Annotated in this window: 17 protein-coding genes; 1 reads left to right on the top strand and 16 read right to left on the bottom strand. The window is 41.2% G+C overall.

All coding sequences use genetic code 11. The features are described 5' to 3' along the window. Positions 1 to 8: 8 nt before the first annotated feature. Complete coding sequence (locus BLP87_RS05375) at positions 9 to 950, top strand: GDP-L-fucose synthase family protein (RefSeq protein ID WP_334292649.1); 942 nt, start codon at positions 9 to 11, stop codon at positions 948 to 950. A 103-nt stretch (positions 951 to 1,053) separates the two neighbouring features. On the opposite strand, the gene BLP87_RS05380 is transcribed toward BLP87_RS05375, so the two are convergent. The 16 genes from BLP87_RS05380 to BLP87_RS05455 all read right to left on the bottom strand — a co-directional run bounded on the left by BLP87_RS05380 (position 1,054) and on the right by BLP87_RS05455 (position 16,431). Then, the gene (locus tag BLP87_RS05380; protein WP_074461779.1) at positions 1,054 to 2,004 is read right to left on the bottom strand and encodes a hypothetical protein; all 951 of its coding nucleotides are present in this window, start codon (positions 2,002 to 2,004) and stop codon (positions 1,054 to 1,056) included. 194 nt (positions 2,005 to 2,198) lie between these two features. Further along, on the bottom strand, positions 2,199 to 4,001 hold the full coding sequence (locus BLP87_RS05385; protein ID WP_074461780.1) for an LIC_10190 family membrane protein: 1,803 nt from the start codon (positions 3,999 to 4,001) through the stop codon (positions 2,199 to 2,201). A 51-nt stretch (positions 4,002 to 4,052) separates the two neighbouring features. Continuing rightward, the gene (locus tag BLP87_RS05390; RefSeq protein ID WP_074461781.1) at positions 4,053 to 4,505 is read right to left on the bottom strand and encodes a divergent PAP2 family protein; all 453 of its coding nucleotides are present in this window, start codon (positions 4,503 to 4,505) and stop codon (positions 4,053 to 4,055) included. Between the two features lie 24 nt (positions 4,506 to 4,529). After that, positions 4,530 to 5,405, bottom strand: a complete 876-nt coding sequence (gene rfbD / locus BLP87_RS05395) for a dTDP-4-dehydrorhamnose reductase (protein ID WP_074461782.1) — start codon at positions 5,403 to 5,405, stop codon at positions 4,530 to 4,532. A 128-nt stretch (positions 5,406 to 5,533) separates the two neighbouring features. Then, a complete protein-coding gene (locus tag BLP87_RS05400; protein WP_074461783.1) occupies positions 5,534 to 5,797 on the bottom strand; it encodes an HPr family phosphocarrier protein in 264 nt (87 codons plus the stop codon). Further along, on the bottom strand, positions 5,798 to 7,147 hold the full coding sequence (glmM, locus tag BLP87_RS05405; RefSeq protein ID WP_026656609.1) for a phosphoglucosamine mutase: 1,350 nt from the start codon (positions 7,145 to 7,147) through the stop codon (positions 5,798 to 5,800). 14 nt (positions 7,148 to 7,161) lie between these two features. Further along, the gene (locus BLP87_RS05410) at positions 7,162 to 8,487 is read right to left on the bottom strand and encodes a CdaR family protein (RefSeq protein WP_074461784.1); all 1,326 of its coding nucleotides are present in this window, start codon (positions 8,485 to 8,487) and stop codon (positions 7,162 to 7,164) included. Further along, positions 8,484 to 9,344 (bottom strand): diadenylate cyclase CdaA, encoded by an 861-nt coding sequence (gene cdaA, locus BLP87_RS05415; protein ID WP_074461785.1) that lies wholly within the window; start codon positions 9,342 to 9,344, stop codon positions 8,484 to 8,486. The genes BLP87_RS05410 and cdaA overlap by 4 nt, the downstream gene beginning before the upstream one ends. A gap of 16 nt (positions 9,345 to 9,360) precedes the next feature. Then, positions 9,361 to 10,302 carry a hypothetical protein gene (locus tag BLP87_RS05420; protein WP_074461786.1) on the bottom strand — a complete coding sequence of 314 codons (942 nt, stop codon included), beginning with the start codon at positions 10,300 to 10,302 and terminating at the stop codon, positions 9,361 to 9,363. Between the two features lies 1 nt (position 10,303). After that, positions 10,304 to 10,699: a hypothetical protein gene (locus tag BLP87_RS05425; protein WP_026656605.1), complete on the bottom strand. Its 396-nt coding sequence runs from the start codon at positions 10,697 to 10,699 to the stop codon at positions 10,304 to 10,306. A 9-nt stretch (positions 10,700 to 10,708) separates the two neighbouring features. After that, on the bottom strand, positions 10,709 to 11,116 hold the full coding sequence (locus tag BLP87_RS05430) for a flagellar protein (protein WP_074461787.1): 408 nt from the start codon (positions 11,114 to 11,116) through the stop codon (positions 10,709 to 10,711). Between the two features lie 19 nt (positions 11,117 to 11,135). Beyond that, the gene (locus BLP87_RS05435) at positions 11,136 to 11,903 is read right to left on the bottom strand and encodes a ComF family protein (protein WP_074461788.1); all 768 of its coding nucleotides are present in this window, start codon (positions 11,901 to 11,903) and stop codon (positions 11,136 to 11,138) included. Continuing rightward, positions 11,887 to 14,148, bottom strand: coding sequence for an SF1B family DNA helicase RecD2 (locus tag BLP87_RS05440; protein WP_074461789.1), 2,262 nt, complete (start codon positions 14,146 to 14,148; stop codon positions 11,887 to 11,889). Before BLP87_RS05440 ends, BLP87_RS05435 begins: the two co-directional genes overlap by 17 nt. A gap of 94 nt (positions 14,149 to 14,242) precedes the next feature. Further along, complete coding sequence (locus tag BLP87_RS05445) at positions 14,243 to 14,668, bottom strand: hypothetical protein (RefSeq protein WP_074461790.1); 426 nt, start codon at positions 14,666 to 14,668, stop codon at positions 14,243 to 14,245. Positions 14,669 to 14,684: 16 nt separating this feature from the next. Beyond that, entirely contained in the window at positions 14,685 to 15,515 is an 831-nt protein-coding gene (locus tag BLP87_RS05450) for a flagellar hook-basal body protein (RefSeq protein ID WP_074461791.1), read from the bottom strand. Between the two features lie 85 nt (positions 15,516 to 15,600). Then, positions 15,601 to 16,431, bottom strand: coding sequence for a flagellar hook-basal body protein (locus tag BLP87_RS05455; RefSeq protein ID WP_074461792.1), 831 nt, complete (start codon positions 16,429 to 16,431; stop codon positions 15,601 to 15,603). Positions 16,432 to 16,478 lie beyond the last annotated feature (47 nt).

The following is a 16,478-nucleotide window of genomic DNA, read 5'->3' on the forward strand; positions in this document are numbered from 1 at the left end:
ATATCATGATGGAGAAAAATGACAAAATATACGTTGCGGGCCACAGAGGAATGGTTGGTTCCGCAATTGTCAGAGAGCTCAAAAACCAGGGTTATTTCAATATAATCACAAGAACACACAAAGAGCTCGATCTGACAAGGCAGGATGCTGTTGAGAAGTTTTTTGCAGAGGAACAGCCGGATTACGTTTTCCTTGCAGCCGCCAAAGTTGGCGGAATCATGGGTAACTCGGAAGCTCTTGCCGATTTCATGTACGAGAACATGATCCTTGAGATGAACGTTATCCACGCAGCATGGAAAAACGGTTGTAAGAAGCTTGAGTTCTTAGGCTCATCTTGTATATATCCAAGAATGGCTCCTCAGCCTATGAAAGAGGATTGTCTTTTGACATCCGCTCTTGAAAAGACGAACGAAGCATATGCTCTTGCAAAGATTTCAGGTCTTAAATACTGTGAGTACCTCAACAAGCAGTATGGCACCGATTATATTTCCGTAATGCCCACAAACCTTTACGGACCAAATGATAACTATCATCCCACTCACTCTCATGTTCTTCCTGCTCTTATCAGAAGATTCCATGAGGCGAAGGAGCAAAATCTTCCCTATGTAACATGTTGGGGCGACGGAAGTCCTTTGAGAGAATTCTTATATGTTGACGATCTTGCAAACCTCTGTGTATTCCTTATGAATAACTACAGCGGTGACGAGACTGTCAATGCAGGTACGGGAAAAGAGCTTACAATAAAAGAGCTCACAGAGAAAGTTGCCTCCATCATCGGCTACACAGGCGAGATCAGATGGGATCCTTCAAAGCCAAACGGAACTCCCAGAAAGCTTCTTGATGTATCAAAGGCTAAGGCACTTGGCTGGACATATAAGACAGAGCTTGATGACGGTATCAAACTCGCATACAAAGATTTCCTTGAAAATCCTATGCGTGCAGAGCGCTGATACATAACGGGTAGCCAGACCCGAAAAGTAGATTTGTACTTTTTAGGTCTGACTACCCGTTTTATATTGCAAGTAAATCGATATTAGATATAATCGTACAAACTTATTTATCACCCACACATTTTTTATAGTAATCAGATTTTGTAGTTGCATCAAAACCATCAAGCAGATATTCTTTCGGAATATACTTCGAATAATCAAGATCCATGAAATAGTTACAGAATAGCTGCTCTCCATATATTATTCTGCCTTTCCCGTCAGTAAGGGCGTACACAAAACCATAGTAAGAATCTGCGTTTACCGCAAGAAGCTCATAAGTTTTCTCCTCTTTAACGCAGTAATATCCTATATATTCGGTAGACTTGTATTCTTTTAATCTCTTAACCTCTTCTGCGTACTCATCAGCGGGATAATCCACAACCATATATCCTAAAAACTGCTCATCCCACGGGTTATAATAGACCATTTTATAATCCGCTACATTCATTGAATCTGTTATTTGTGAAGGCCATATGGTCTCATCCATGCCAAGCTTACTCCATTTATAATATTCTTCATCATATGTCTTCTCTATTGAGAATGACATATACTCATTATATTTCGTGATATCCTCATACACCTCAGGTTTTTCGATTATAACACTGAAAAACAACATTCCTATGATCACTGTCGGGAGCACTATCAGATAAAGAGCACCAATTATAATGCTTCCGATGGTCACCACCTTAATCCCGGTATATAATAACCGTTGTTTTTTGATCTTTTCTAAAGCGCCAGTGACATACAGTGTGATTACTGCCATAATAATGAGTAATACAACCGAAACATAAATTGAAAAAATACCGCTCAGCCTGTTCTCGCTTTTAAAATCCGTGGTGATTATCTTCCATATGATAGACAACACAAGAATCAGATCTCCGACAAGACTGATTACCTGTATTGTTCTTAACAATTTTCTTTTTTCCTCACTTGCATAATCTGCCATCTTTGCGGCAACATCTCTCACTTCCTTACGTAACTGACGTAAGAACATTCCTATCTTTTTAGGATTCATTAATGCTACTCCTCCTCGGACATAGACTATACACTAACAAATAAAGTATCAAATGAACACGACATAAAGCGAGAAATGCCGTATTTAAGCACCTGACATGGTGTGTCCGGTGTGATATCTCACCTTTTTTATCAATCACTTCTTATTACCTGTATATAATCAACGGGCTGTCACATGGCAGCCCGTTGATTTTTTTATTTAATTTTTACAAATCCGTCTTTCGGATTTCCCCCTATAAATTGTAACTTACCGCTAAGGTTTTCAGGAGATGAAGGGAATGGCTCATATCCTACTCTGTCACCTTCCGAAGGATAATAGAATGTAACTCCGTTTACTTCGTAGGGCTTAACTTCGTATACTCCGTAATCCTGCTGTTTTAAGAGATAATCGGGATTAAATCTTTTTTCTGCTTCGGCGACCAGATTGACACCTTTGAATGCAAGCCATAAAAGCACGATGGCGGTAAAGCTCTTGAAAAATACTTCTTTTTTGCGCTTATCAAATTTATTTATGAGCAATATGACTACTCTTCCAAGTATGACTACTGCCGTCAAAAGGGCGAATACAATTCCGTATCTGATAAGCGGTGCACTTGCCATCCAGAAGAGAAAACAAGTTATCATCGTTCCGCCTATAGCAAAAAAGTCTCCGGTTCTTAACATGCTTCGCATGTTGATGTCAAAAATCTTTTCCGTAATCTTTTTATCTCCGACTGTTCTTTCTTTTGAATCAATTAAAATATAATGGACTGAAAGAAGTACATATATCAAAATGGCAAGAATATCAAGAATAATTACCATTTTGTTGAAGGATGAAAGCTCCGAAAACCACTTCGGAAACCACTCTGGAAATGACATATGTGCATGATTCGGCACATCCGAAAAGCCTCTTCCGAATGTCTTTATCTCAAGTGCATCATATTCCGCAACGCCCTTTGGGATCTTCCACGGAACATTAAACAGGTCTATCACAGTCGCCGGATAGATAAGCCATCCCGATATGATCACATTTCTCACGAAAAACGGAACCGCAATGGTAAGCGCTCCCAGAATTGATGCATAGAACACCTGAAGCTTGTGCTTTGTTCTGTTATTTAAAAGTCTGTATATCGGAATGCTTGCCACCAGCATAAGCGGCGCCGCAACCAGCTTTATAGTTGTCGCATAAACACTTAAAAAGGTCAGGAAAATATATGGAACATAAGAATGCTCGCGTCTTACATACAGATCGAGCCATTTGATCACGATATAAAATACCAATGTTGCAACAAAATAGTCTGACGCAGGAGCAACCATCTCATCAAATATCCCAAAAAGATAGTAGATAGCAGCAAGTCTTGCAAAGTCAGATATTATGATATTTCCTCTTCGTATGATACTCTTTAATTCAACGCATTCCCATGCAAGCACAAGAGCAAAGAATCCCGCCATAACATGGTAAGATCTGTCAAGCTGGAGAAACTTCATGCTAAACAGCGCAGAAAGCGGAAATGCGGCACTGTTATATGCAAGTCTGACATGAAGATTTCCAAGCCCCTTTACCACTCCGTACTCTTCTATCCACCTGATAGCCTGAGCATGATAAAGGTCGGAATCATAATGCATGATACCGTTTGAAGTTCCGTAAGCCATCAAAAAGAAAACGACCAGGTAAAGTATTCTGCTTTTGTATGAACGGATAATTCGAAGAAGCATCCTGAGTTCTTCACTCATTTTGTCCCTATAGACTACACCAAAGATACAAGCGAAAAACATTAGAAAAATATGGCAATTTAACTCAACTTTGTCAAATATACTCCAGATCTGTGCATAGACTGTTGATATCAAGACACCGCTCATTATATAGCCGGTGTGAGAATGAAATCGGTAGGCTTTTTCACTGCCTTTTTGCGTAGCTCTGCCACGCTTTGAAAAAGCCAGCATAATATTTATGAAACCGTATCCTATCAGGTATGTTGTTACAATGACATACAACCAAATAAGAATAACTGATAACATGCTGCAACTAGCCCCCGATCCATCAGAAAAATCAAATCTACTTTTCAATCATCAAATAGCCATCAAATAGCCTATCAATGTTCCAAGCAATGCGCCAAAGAGAACCTGCATGGGAGTATGTCCGACAAACTCCTTAAGTTTCTCTTCTACAGGTATATCCTTATCAAGCTGAAGGAACCAATCCATCATATTGTTAATAACCTTAGCCTGAATGCCGGTCTCCCATCTAACTCCCATTGCATCATGCATTACGATGAGCGCAAGGACTGCCGAAATGGCAAACTCAAAAGAACTTGCTCCGTACAACACGCACGTTGATGAAACAACCGCCATGACTGTCGCAGAATGCGAACTTGGCATTCCGCCGTCACCCATTAATCTCTCGGGATTAAAGCTCTTATTTACAACTACATATAATATTGTCTTAAGTACCTGAGCAACAAACCATCCGCTGCAAGCAGCAACCAATACTTTGTTGCCAAGTATGTCATTCCAAAACTGCATTCAAACCTCTATCGTGCTAAATTTTTACAAAAGTTCCTTAAGGTACTGCTCAATAGCATCATGCCAATCTGCAAACATGAAGTCTGTTGTAAGTTTCAACATATAGTTCTCCAGGATGCTGTATGCCGGTCTGGGTGCAGACTGAGGATTTTTTGCCTGATATTCCGCTGTAGACACATGGTTGACCTTAGTTTTCTTTCCTGCGATCCTGAAAATTTCTTCTGTGAAATCTGCCCAGTTTGTATCACCCTCGCAAGTTCCGTGGAATATGCCGTAATTCTCTGTATTCATAAGATAATGAATAGCTTTTGCAAGTTCGGTTGTACTTGTGGGATTACCGAGCTGATCGTTTACAACGCTTATCTCATCATGATTCTCAGACAACTTAAGCATTGTCTTTACAAAGTTCTTACCATCTCCGTAAAGCCATGCGGTTCTGATAATAAAATAGTTTTTCGCAAACTGCTTTACGAACTCTTCACCGGCAAGCTTTGTCTTACCATATACACTCACGGGACCTGTAACATCAAACTCTGTATAAGGTTTTGTTGCATTTCCCGCAAATACATAGTCAGTGGACACATGTACAAGCTTTGCACCAACCTCTGTAGCTGCTATAGAAAGGTTTCTGGGACCAATGGCATTGATCTTATATGAGAGATCAACGTCGCTCTCCTGCTTATCTACGGCTGTATAAGCCGCACAATTTATAACTGCCTTGGGCTTAACATCCTTAACAAGCTTTATTACAGAATCAACATTCGTTATGTCCAAAGGAATGATTCCTTCTCCCTCAAACACATCGGTATTTACGATCTCATATTTTCCTGTTACTCCAAGTTCCTTATTTATTGCTCTTCCAAGCTGTCCGTTACATCCGGTAACAATTATCTTATCCATTACTACTCCCTTTTACTTCCTGTATAGATAATTTATATATTTAACTCAGTAAACGGACGGCAATTACTGCCGTCCGCCTTATATCCTTGTCAATCTGCGCATGTGACACATCCTATCACATGTTCGGCTTATTCTCCAAGTCCACCCTCGATAGCTTCAACCATTGCACTCATAGCTTCTTCTTCATCGGGGCCTTCACATTTAAACTCAAGTTCATCGCCGCATTTAACGCAAGCGCCGAGAACACTCAAAACACTTTTTGCATTGGCAACATTGTCACCATACGAAAAAGTTATATGTGATTTAAAATTCATAGCCACTTTACAAAGGTTCCCTGCAGGTCTTAAGTGCAAACCTGTAGGATTTGAAATGACTACTCTCTTGCTAACCATTTATAACATAACCTCCTCGATCAACTTCGCAAGCTTCTTAGCTTCTTCATCAATCTTAGTCTGCTCTTTACCTTCGATCATTACTCTGACAAGCGGTTCTGTTCCCGAAGGTCTAATAAGCACACGACCGTCACCGGCAAATTCTTTTTCAAGTTCTGCGATAGCACTTGCAATCTCAGGATATTCCATGAACGCGTCCTTCTTGTGTGTAGGAACATGCGCGTTTACAAGTGCCTGAGGCATTACCTCCATAACTTGTGAAAGTTCTGAAAGCGGCTTACCTGTAACCACCATAACTTCAAGAAGGTGCAAAGCCGATAACAGACCGTCTCCGGTAGTATTGTCATCGAGGAAAATAATATGTCCCGACTGCTCTCCTCCAAGGTTTGCACCGATCTCTTTCATATGCTCAAGCACATATCGGTCACCCACCTTAGTCTTATCAACCTGAATGCCTTCTCTCTCTGCCATCTTAAAGAATCCAAGGTTACTCATTACAGTGGCAACTATCGTATTTTTGGCAAGTTTACCGTTATCCTTCATGAATTTACCGATAATTGCCATTATCTCGTCGCCGTCTACCATCTTGCCCTTTTCATCTACTGCAAGGAATCTGTCGGCATCTCCGTCGAAGGCAAGTCCTATATTGGCCTTCTCTGTAACAACTCGTCCCATAAGCTCTTCCATATGAGTTGAGCCGCATCCGGCATTAATGTTGGTTCCGTCAGGATTATTATGGATCACAACAACTTCTGCACCCAACTGTCTGATTGCCTCAACAGATGTATAGTATGAAGCGCCCTCTGCGCAATCCATTACGATTTTCATTCCCGCAAGACTGATATCAACTGCTCTAAGATTGTGATTTATATATTCTTCTTTTGCATCACTTCTGTTCTTGATCTTGCCGACTCCGGCACCTGTAGGCATCTTAACGCCTTCCATATTGTTCTTGATAAGTGCCTCAATCTCATCCTCAAGTTCATCCGGTAGCTTATAACCGTTTGCATCAAAAAACTTTATCCCGTTAAATTCCATAGGATTATGTGAAGCCGAAATAACTACACCGGCATCAACTCTGTATTTTCTTGTAAGATATGCAACAGCGGGAGTGGGAATAACTCCGACATTTACTACATCTGCTCCTACAGAACACGCACCTGCCATAAGCGCACTTGCAAGCATATCTCCCGATAATCTTGTATCACATCCCACCATAATGGTCGGTCTGTGGTTAACTTCCTTAGAAAGAACATAGGCTCCTGCCTGTCCAAGCTGCATTGCAAGAAGCGGTGTCAACTCATCATTTGCTACGCCTCTTACACCATCTGTTCCAAATAATCTGCCCATCGAATTAACCTCATTTAATTAGTTTTAGAAACACGAACGTATACTTCAACGTCGCCTGAAGCTTTAACCCCTTCAGGAAGGTTGTTCCATTTAACCTTTGCACTGTACACACCGTCTTTCAGCGCTTCTGTGCTGCTCTCTTTAATGAACTGCGCAGTATCGACAGAACCTTTTAAAGCATTCTCATCAACAGCCGCAAGCGCAGAATCCATACCGAGAAGAGTAAGTGCTACGGAATCATATTCATCGGTATCAACTTTAATATCATATCCCTGGATAGGATTCTCAACAGCAATATTCTTTATATCAACCGCAAAGTTCTTGGATGATAATTTACCGATACTTACCACTACCGTTGCCTTTGCCTTCGAATCCTCGCCGAAACGAACTCCGTCAGGTAAATACTTATCAAGTTCCACCGTATAGTTAAGATCCTGTGTTCTGCCTGTTACATCAAGTTCAGAGTCGTTTATGGTGATTTCTTTTATCTTGGATATAACTTTTGAATCACCGGCTATCTGAATCTTATCGGGAGTGCTCACCGTTCCCGTAACTGCATAACCGTCTGCCGGTTCTCCCGATGCAACGCACTTTATCGGGACAAACTTAGCTTCAAGTATCTCAACTTCTGCCCTTACAGTCGGTTTTCCATTATTGTTTACAATCTTTATACGCGAAGCATCGGCATCATTTGTCTCGATAGCTTCACCATTTTTATCACGAAGAACTATATTGGCTGTTACATTCATTGTTCGTGTCAATCCGGCAACATCTACCTCTGCCGTTGCCTTCGTAACACTGTTAACCACCGATTCCGGTCCTTCTATCTTAACCTGATCAAGATCGATTGCCTTATCTCCGACTATATATTTGTCATCGGGATGTCCAATCTGAACAGGCTTAAGTTCAAACGTCTTGCTTATCTTCTTTTCTACGTTATACTCCAGCTTATCGTTACTTAGCTCTATATCTACGATATCCGTACCGTTGCTGTTCTCTACCACTGCTTCAATAGGTATTGATCTGACTGTGCCGTCAGAACCCTGAACGGGTAAATTTTTCAGATCGGCTACCAACTTAATGTCATTGCTTGTCAAAGTATCAACTATAGATTTCTTTCCTTTGACCTTTACACTCTGACTAAGATCAGAAGAATCCACTGCCCATCCGACAAGATTATTATTCTTTAAATAATTACTGTTATCAATAATACTGACCTTAACATCTCTGATCTGCCTTGAAATTTGAGGATCCTGATTATTCGTCACAGACAACCATATGACCCCGGCAAATACCAGCGAAGCAAGCTTAAGTCCAAAATTTGACATAATCTTCTTCATCTCTTCACCCTGGCCTTTCTGGCAAAGTGCTTAATATGCGTTTCTTCCGCATGCTTGTTCTGCAAGACTTTAAGCCTGTCTCTAAGTCTGTCACTGTCAACAGACTTATCGAGTTCGCCTTCATATGCAACGCTTATCTTTCCTGTTTCTTCAGAAACGATGATGGTAAGTGAATCAGTTACTTCAGATACACCAATTCCCGCACGGTGTCTTGTTCCAAGCTCTTTACCGATTCCCATGTTGTCCGACAAAGGAAGGTAGCATGTCGCGGATACAACTCTGTCTCCGCGTATTATTACGGCACCGTCATGAAGAGGCGTATTATGTTCAAAAATATTTATAAGAAGCTGACTCGTAACAATTCCGTCAACAGCTATACCTGTTCTCTCAAATTCCGCAAGTGAAAAATCCTGCTGAATCACAATAAGTGCTCCCGTACGAACTTTAGACATTTCGACACAGGCTCTTACGATCTCATTAAGTGTCTTATCAGAAAAACGCTCCTGAAACTTCATATCTCCAAAAAAGAATGCATTGGAAAAGAAATTCTTTCTTCCAAGTTCTTCCAACGCTTTTCGAAGCTCAGGCTGCAATATAATGACCACTACAGTAATGATAACATTAAAGAAATTTCCAACAATCCACAATATTGTATTCATCTGGAAAAATTCCGCAAACAAGATGAATGCCATAATGACTATTACGCCTTTAAGCATAGACCAAAGTCTGGAGTTTTTTGCCCACAACAAAACATGATAAACCAGAAATGCGATAATAAGAATTTCCAGAATATCAGTAGGTCTCACGGAAGGTATACGAAACGCTTCAAGATCAAAAAACTGCTGAACTGTTTCCATATCAATCCTTTAAAAATCACCTATGCTGATCCATTGCACGGTTGATCTTCTTAACCTTCCTTTCCGGCGTAGAAACTGTAACCTTTGGTACCGCCTTTACATAATAATAATATTCATCGTCTTCAAACTGAACTTTCTCAGTTCTGCTGTAATCCAGATTGAATGCAAAGAACTCAACCACAAACATAAAAAGCGCTGAAATAATTGTTCCGATAACAACACCGACCAGAGACATCTGCGTGTCATAGATAAGATCTCCAATCATAGTACACATAATAAGCGAAACCGCACCGGCAATTATAGCAATCTTCCATGATTTATCAACAGAAGACCTGCGAATGGCATATACAATAGCGATAGTTATTGAAAATGCAACTATCGAAACAACCATAGCTTTATCACCAAGAAGTCCTGTAATTACGGACTGGAATGCATTGGCGACCTCTTCCACACCTTCGCTTCCGAAAGACTGTGAGTTCTTGGAGAAGAACGCCAACATATATGAAATGATAAGTCCGAAAGATACCGACACCATGGATGTAGGACCACCTAAAAGTCCCATAGCAAGAGGCATCACATACGGTATATGCATAAAGAAAAACAGCGGAGTCAAAAGAACCGCAAGTGTATCTTTAGGCGAGAACCTGAAATACAACAGGAACATCAGAACAAACACTATCAGTGCAAAAAGCGCACATTCCGTGGATAATTCAAAAAGATGTCCGGTGATAAACAATGCCGCAATAAATACTATAAAATTTGGCGTGAGAATCGAACACAAAAGCGATGCCATCAGAACTATCACGAAATTCTTAAGACTATCCATGTATCCCAATTTGCCGTTTATTATGAGGATAGTGATAAGAGCCAAAAGGAATTTCCACGCGTAGCTAATGTACACCTCGTTTTTGATATAAAATTTTTTAATATAGATTTTTAATTCCAATAATGAAGTCATGTTACTGTTCCTTTTCGTACATTCTTGCCAGTTTCTTTAAATTTTCATAATATGCTCTCATACTCCTACGCATTCTGGAATAACGATAAGAGTATATTATATATGAAGCAAGCGAATACACGCCAACAAGCAGGAGGTAGTATATCAGCCACCTCCTGCCGGTTGCAATCAGATTTTCCGTATTATATACATCAGATAACACTTTTTCAAAATCGTATAATACATATGCCGCGATAAATACCGCGAAAACAATCGTTGCACTAATAAGCGACTTTATAACATTAAAAGCCACGTAATCACTCTTAAAATAAGAGTTTATTGCGTCATTATTTTTTCCTTCTCGATCAATAAATGCAGCCATCTTGGTCATCAAAATGACTTTCTCTTCATTTAACATCTTTGCTCCTTAAGTATCCAGGAAACGCATTCCGGCTCTGTCATCCTTCTTGAAATGCTCCTGCATCCCCGTTTTGGTTTTTGCGAAGCTGTTTGACAGGGTGTTTGCCATCGATGCCTTACATTTAGCACAGAATCTTCCTGTTAAAATTGACTCTCCGCAATTCTCGCATTGAAGCTGAATCGGTGAGTGTTCTGAAAACATAAGCCTCTCTTCACGTATCCACTGCTGAATCATCTTTGAGGAAACCTTATTATCATCCGCAATCTGCCTAAGAGTGGCTCTTGGGTTGTCTTGTATATATTGCTTAACTCTCTGAAAATCTTCTTCAATATCTTTTTTACACTGATCGCATATCGCAGGACCACCGATATGATTGAACATCTTTCCACATCTGGAACAGTTTCGTAAGTTCATATACATGACCTCCGCTAATCTATGTTGTTTGCCCGATTGCGAGTGTTAAAAAATAAACTTTTTCAGCTCCGGCCAATCTTAACAAACGGGCAATCTCATCAATGGTACTTCCCGTTGTATAGATGTCATCGATAATAAGTATGCACTTAAATTTTACATCATTTCGTTGTATATTAAAAGCCTTTTTCAAATTATTACGACGCCCGCGGACATCCAGATTCTTCATGGGCAATGTGTTTCTGCTTCTTTGAATCAGGTCTGCGCACATAGGTATATCAAGAATTTCAGATACTTTCCGCGCATAGACTTCAGCCTGATTGTAGCCTCGCTCCGCTGCCTTGCGCCGGTACATAGGAACAGGCACTATCAGATCGATCCCAAGACCGGAAAGCTTCTTCCCGAGAGCCTTTTGGGTTGCCTTTGCATAAAAATCCGCATATTCCTGCCTTCCCATGTACTTAAATCTGTATATGGATCCGGAAATACTCCTGTATTGAAAAAGAGAAAATCCCCTGTCGTAGGAATGTCTCATTTTAGCGCAGTCATCGCAATATTCGCTGTCAACATCCTCGCCTCCGAGACTTTTTCCGCATTTTATACATGTCGGAGCTTTTACATAGCTGATCTTCTTTCTGCAATCATCATGAATAAGACGTCCTCTTCTTATCCTGCCGTTTCTTATCTCAAAAGTATTTAATATTCCATCGCATACAGGGCATCTTCCGGGGTAAACAATTTCTTTCACCACACAGAATATGTCTTTTATCTCATTAGTTACTGTCTGCATCAAATATTTCTTTTATCCTATCCGCAAGTCCCGTATATCTCTTAAGCTGTTCTTCATTTTCTGCCATTTCGCAGAGCGTCTTGCTGCTTCCGAGAACGCAGACCGTGCTCCTTGCTCTTGTCACAGCCGTGTAAAGAAGATTTCTGTTAAGAAGCATTCTCGGTCCTCCGAGAATAGGCAGAATTACCGCAGGATATTCACTGCCCTGGGACTTGTGTATTGTTATTGCATAAGACAGTTCTATTTCATCGAGTTCGGAAAAAGGATATCTTACTCTTCTGTGTTCGTCAAATTCAACGACAACGTCCTGCGAATATTCATTTATTTCCTTAACAATTCCCATATCGCCATTGTACACTCCCATTCCGGAATCAACAGTAATATTGTATTTTCCTACAACTTCCCACTTTGCCTGATAATTGTTTCTTATCTGCATCACCTTATCGCCTTCTCTGATGATAAGGTCACCGTATGCATGTTCTTTCTTGGAAGGTTCCGGCGGATTCAGGTACTTCTGAAGCACGAGATTGAGCTGCATGGCGCCAAGCGGGCCTTTTTTCATCGGGGTAAGAACCTGGATATCGTATGGCGTAGCTTTGACATATCCCGGAAGCTTATCCCTTATCAGCTGGATCATATGCTTATATATGACATCAGCGTCACTTCTTTCAAGAAAAAAGAAATCCTTACTCTTATTGTCAAGGACAGGCTTCTCTCCCCTATGGATCCTGTGCGCATTCATTACAATGTCGCTCTCCTCCGCCTGTCTGAATATCTTTTTCAAAAAGATTGTAGGAAACTTTCCGCTTGATATTAGATCTCCGAGAACCTGTCCCGGTCCCACACTCGGAAGCTGTGAACTGTCTCCGACAAGTATCAGATGAACTCCCGGCACAAGTGCTCTTAAAAGAGCATTAAAAAGATGCGTATCAACCATCGACATCTCATCGATTATAAGCGCGTCGGTTTCAAGCGGATTATCTCTGTTCTTTTCAAATTTTATGCCCTGACGCTTCTCGTCATCCTCATCAACCTGCCCCGTAACTTCCAAAAGTCTGTGGATAGTTTTGGCTTCATATCCTGTAGCTTCCGTCATTCGCTTAGCCGCGCGTCCGGTTGGAGCCGCAAGCATGATATCAAGCCCTTCCGAGGCATAGTAGTTAATTATTGTATTTATCGTAGTGGTCTTACCCGTTCCCGGACCGCCCGTTATTATAACAACACCGTTTGCAATACTCTTTATGACCGCATCTCTTTGAAGATTGTCGAGCTCGATTCCTTTTCTGTGCTCAATCTCCAGAATCCGGTTCTTATAAAGTTCTTCCTCTTTCGGCCCTATTTTTTCCGATATATTAAGTCCGTGAAGCATCGCGGCACAGCCCTGCTCCTCGTAATAATACGAAGATGCATAGACATTGTCCTCGCCCTTACAAACAAGTTTTTTATCCATTGTAAGATTCTGAACCTGTGTCATTATGTCATCTGTGTCAATCTCATCCTCCGGATTATTCTGCAAAAGAAGTGATGTCTTATACACGAGTTCTTTCATAGGAAGATAGGTGTTTCCATCCATCGTTCCCTGCAAAAGAGTGTACATGATGCCACTCCTTATCCTATATTCTGAATCAACGCGTATTCCAACTTTTTCAGCGATATCATCTGCTATCTTAAAACCGATTCCCGCAATGTCATCTGCAAGTTTGTACGGATTTTCTTTAATAATCCCATAGATACCCGTTCCGTACCTGTTATATATCTTGACAGCCATAGCGTTTGTTATTCCATACTGCTGCAAAAAGATCATTGCATCTCGCATTTCTCTTTTATCCGCCATCTGTATAGATATATCAATCGCCTTCTTCTCGCTGATTCCCTTGATCTCAGCAAGTCTCTCCGGTTCATCTTCGATTATTCTGAAAGTATCTGCTCCGAACTTTTTGACAATCCTGGCTGCAAGGGCTTCTCCTATCCCTTTTATCGCGCCGGATCCAAGATATCTCTGCATTGAGACGGCATCGTCGGGTATGACAATTTTATAAGACTCTACTTTGAGCTGATGGCCGTAAACAGGGTGTTCAACATATACCCCTTCCATCTCCAAAGTATCTCCGACATCCGCATCCTTGAAATTTCCTATGCAGGTGATCTCATCATCTTCCGTGACAATGTTAGCCACCGAATATCCATTTTCCGCATTTCTGTAAATGAAATGCTCAATATATCCTTTGACGTTTTCTTTTTCCATAGTGAATAGTATAGCATAAGAAAAAGGATCCGATTCTTAAGATTTCTTAAGAATTGAATCCCATGTACTCATTACAATATGTATATCAAATATCTTATGTTTCTGAACTTGCTTCCGTTCCCGGTTCTGAATTATTCTCGGCAGGTGCTTCCGGAATATCATAGTTCCTCTTAAGATTTTCATAGAGCATCTGTGCAAATCCGTTGCTCTGCTTATCAACAGATGTAGCACATACGTCCTGAAGTGTCTGATCTTTGAAAAAATCAACCAGAGTAGATGTTGAATTATCTGACTTTTCAGGTTTAAGAGCATCTACAGACTTCTGCATCTCCTTAAATATCTGCTCTAAGAAATACGACTCGAAGCCTTTACATGCAGCCCAAAGTTCGTCATCGGAAGACTTCTCGTTTGTCTGCTCGAGCTTATTTTTAAGAGCTTCTGTAGAGGCATTCTTACTCTCACGCATCGCATATTCAGTTATGCCCGTTGCATTTACACCACTGATATCAAATCCTGCCATGGCTGTTCTCCATCAATTATCTCTTAAGACCATTTGCAGTCTGCATCATTTCGTCTGTCGTCTGGATTGCTGTTGAGTTCATCTCGTAAGCTCTCTGTGCAACGATAAGATTTACCATCTCTGTTGCAACATTAACGTTGGAGCCTTCAAGGTATCCCTGCTCAATTGTGCTAAGCTTAACCTCTCCGGCTGCCTCAGCTTCAAGAATAGGTTCTCCGCTTGCTGCAGTCTCCTGCCAAGCTGCTCCGCCCACTCTCTCAAGGCCTTCCCTGTTACGGAACTGCCAAAGGCCAATCTGAGGTCCGATTGCCTGAGGAACGCCCTCATCATCGGGATAATAGATCTTGCCGTCTCCGCCAATCTCAATTCTGCTCGCTAAGGCATTACCGTCAACCACGATAGGATTGCCGTCAATTCCAAGAACCGGATTACCTTCAGCTGTTGTAAGCTCAAGAGTTGTTCCGCCTGTCTCCTGAAGAGCCCATGTGAAATTACCGTTTCTGGTGTACTGAACAGTCTCTCCGTCAGCCGCCGTATAAGCAAAGAAACCGTCACCGCTTATAGCAAGAGCTGCAGGATTTTCATTATTCTGCAAGGATCCCTGTTTAAAGAACTGATTTATTGTAGATGTACGGGTACCAAGGCCCACCTGCGAATTGGTCGGCTTAGGTTCACCGTTTGCCGTAGTTGTAACTGTCTGAAGCTCCTGATATAAAAGCGACTTAAACTGCGCTCCCTGAGCTTTATATCCGACTGTATTAACATTTGCAAGGTTGTTCGATATAGTATCTACGTTTGTCTGCTGGGCATTCATTCCTGTTGCCGCTGACCATAAACTTCTAACCATAGACATACCTCCCTCTCTTTGGTATGTATCGGCACAATGGCTCTAATACTTTATAAAAAAAGAATAAAATTTTTCGGAGGATTATTTATCCAAGTCGTCCGAGCTGATTTGCTGCTATATCAAGTGTATCGTCGATTGTTGTTATCATTCTCTGGTTTGTATCGTAGTTTCTCTGAACCGCGATCATATTCACCATCTCATCAACAACCGAAACATTTGACTGCTCCAAAAATCCCGAATATACACGTCCCGTTCCTTCTATTGGATTGGTGCCGTCAACGGGGATATACATATTTTCGCCGTAGTGCTCAAGATTGTCATATGAGATACGTCCGTCGGGATATGTTGTCTTCTCAAAATCAAATATTCCGATCTGTGCAACAACCTCACCATCCTGAACAATATTACCGTTCATGCTCACTTCGACAGGAAGCGACGGATCAAGCTCAATATGGCCTCCGTCCTGTGAAAGAACAAAGTCTCCATCCTGAGTAACAAGTTCTCCCTCAGCGGTAACCGTAAAGTTTCCGTCTCTGGTATACATTATATTGGTCTGCCCCGGAAGATCTCTCTCGATATTCCTCGCCTTATTGGTATATTCTATTCCAAAGAAACCATTTCCGCCGATAGCCATATCATACTTATTTCCGGTTTCTTTCATTGGGCCTTCCGACCAATCAACATAGCCTTCACCAATCTTTACTCCCGGATTAATAATGCCCAGTCCACGCGCAGTGAACGGGGCATCAGTATAATCTTTAATTTTAAGCGCAAGCTGATCACTGAAAGACTGTGATGTTGTGCCTTCCTTCTTAAAACCGTTTGTGTTGGCATTGGCAAGATTGTTGGTCAGCACATCCATCCTGTGCTGCTCGTTGATCATTCCTGTGTAAGCAGTGTAAAGACCTTTTACCATTCTCTTTCCCTCATACCATTCCGGTGCGTAACACCGGACATTCTTTA

Source organism: Butyrivibrio hungatei (assembly GCF_900101605.1).
Taxonomy (GTDB): domain Bacteria; phylum Bacillota; class Clostridia; order Lachnospirales; family Lachnospiraceae; genus Butyrivibrio; species Butyrivibrio hungatei_B.

What these genes read in the sequence shown, in the direction of transcription:
- BLP87_RS05375 (WP_334292649.1), top strand. Translation starts at nt 9, where the DNA reads ATGGAGAAAAATGACAAAATATACGTTGCGGGCCACAGAGGAATGGTT.
- BLP87_RS05380 (WP_074461779.1), bottom strand. Translation starts at nt 2,004, where the DNA reads ATGAATCCTAAAAAGATAGGAATGTTCTTACGTCAGTTACGTAAGGAA.
- BLP87_RS05385 (WP_074461780.1), bottom strand. Translation starts at nt 4,001, where the DNA reads ATGTTATCAGTTATTCTTATTTGGTTGTATGTCATTGTAACAACATAC.
- BLP87_RS05390 (WP_074461781.1), bottom strand. Translation starts at nt 4,505, where the DNA reads ATGCAGTTTTGGAATGACATACTTGGCAACAAAGTATTGGTTGCTGCT.
- rfbD (WP_074461782.1), bottom strand. Translation starts at nt 5,405, where the DNA reads ATGGATAAGATAATTGTTACCGGATGTAACGGACAGCTTGGAAGAGCA.
- BLP87_RS05400 (WP_074461783.1), bottom strand. Translation starts at nt 5,797, where the DNA reads ATGGTTAGCAAGAGAGTAGTCATTTCAAATCCTACAGGTTTGCACTTA.
- glmM (WP_026656609.1), bottom strand. Translation starts at nt 7,147, where the DNA reads ATGGGCAGATTATTTGGAACAGATGGTGTAAGAGGCGTAGCAAATGAT.
- BLP87_RS05410 (WP_074461784.1), bottom strand. Translation starts at nt 8,487, where the DNA reads ATGAAGAAGATTATGTCAAATTTTGGACTTAAGCTTGCTTCGCTGGTA.
- cdaA (WP_074461785.1), bottom strand. Translation starts at nt 9,344, where the DNA reads ATGGAAACAGTTCAGCAGTTTTTTGATCTTGAAGCGTTTCGTATACCT.
- BLP87_RS05420 (WP_074461786.1), bottom strand. Translation starts at nt 10,302, where the DNA reads ATGACTTCATTATTGGAATTAAAAATCTATATTAAAAAATTTTATATC.
- BLP87_RS05425 (WP_026656605.1), bottom strand. Translation starts at nt 10,699, where the DNA reads ATGTTAAATGAAGAGAAAGTCATTTTGATGACCAAGATGGCTGCATTT.
- BLP87_RS05430 (WP_074461787.1), bottom strand. Translation starts at nt 11,116, where the DNA reads ATGAACTTACGAAACTGTTCCAGATGTGGAAAGATGTTCAATCATATC.
- BLP87_RS05435 (WP_074461788.1), bottom strand. Translation starts at nt 11,903, where the DNA reads ATGCAGACAGTAACTAATGAGATAAAAGACATATTCTGTGTGGTGAAA.
- BLP87_RS05440 (WP_074461789.1), bottom strand. Translation starts at nt 14,148, where the DNA reads ATGGAAAAAGAAAACGTCAAAGGATATATTGAGCATTTCATTTACAGA.
- BLP87_RS05445 (WP_074461790.1), bottom strand. Translation starts at nt 14,668, where the DNA reads ATGGCAGGATTTGATATCAGTGGTGTAAATGCAACGGGCATAACTGAA.
- BLP87_RS05450 (WP_074461791.1), bottom strand. Translation starts at nt 15,515, where the DNA reads ATGGTTAGAAGTTTATGGTCAGCGGCAACAGGAATGAATGCCCAGCAG.
- BLP87_RS05455 (WP_074461792.1), bottom strand. Translation starts at nt 16,431, where the DNA reads ATGGTAAAAGGTCTTTACACTGCTTACACAGGAATGATCAACGAGCAG.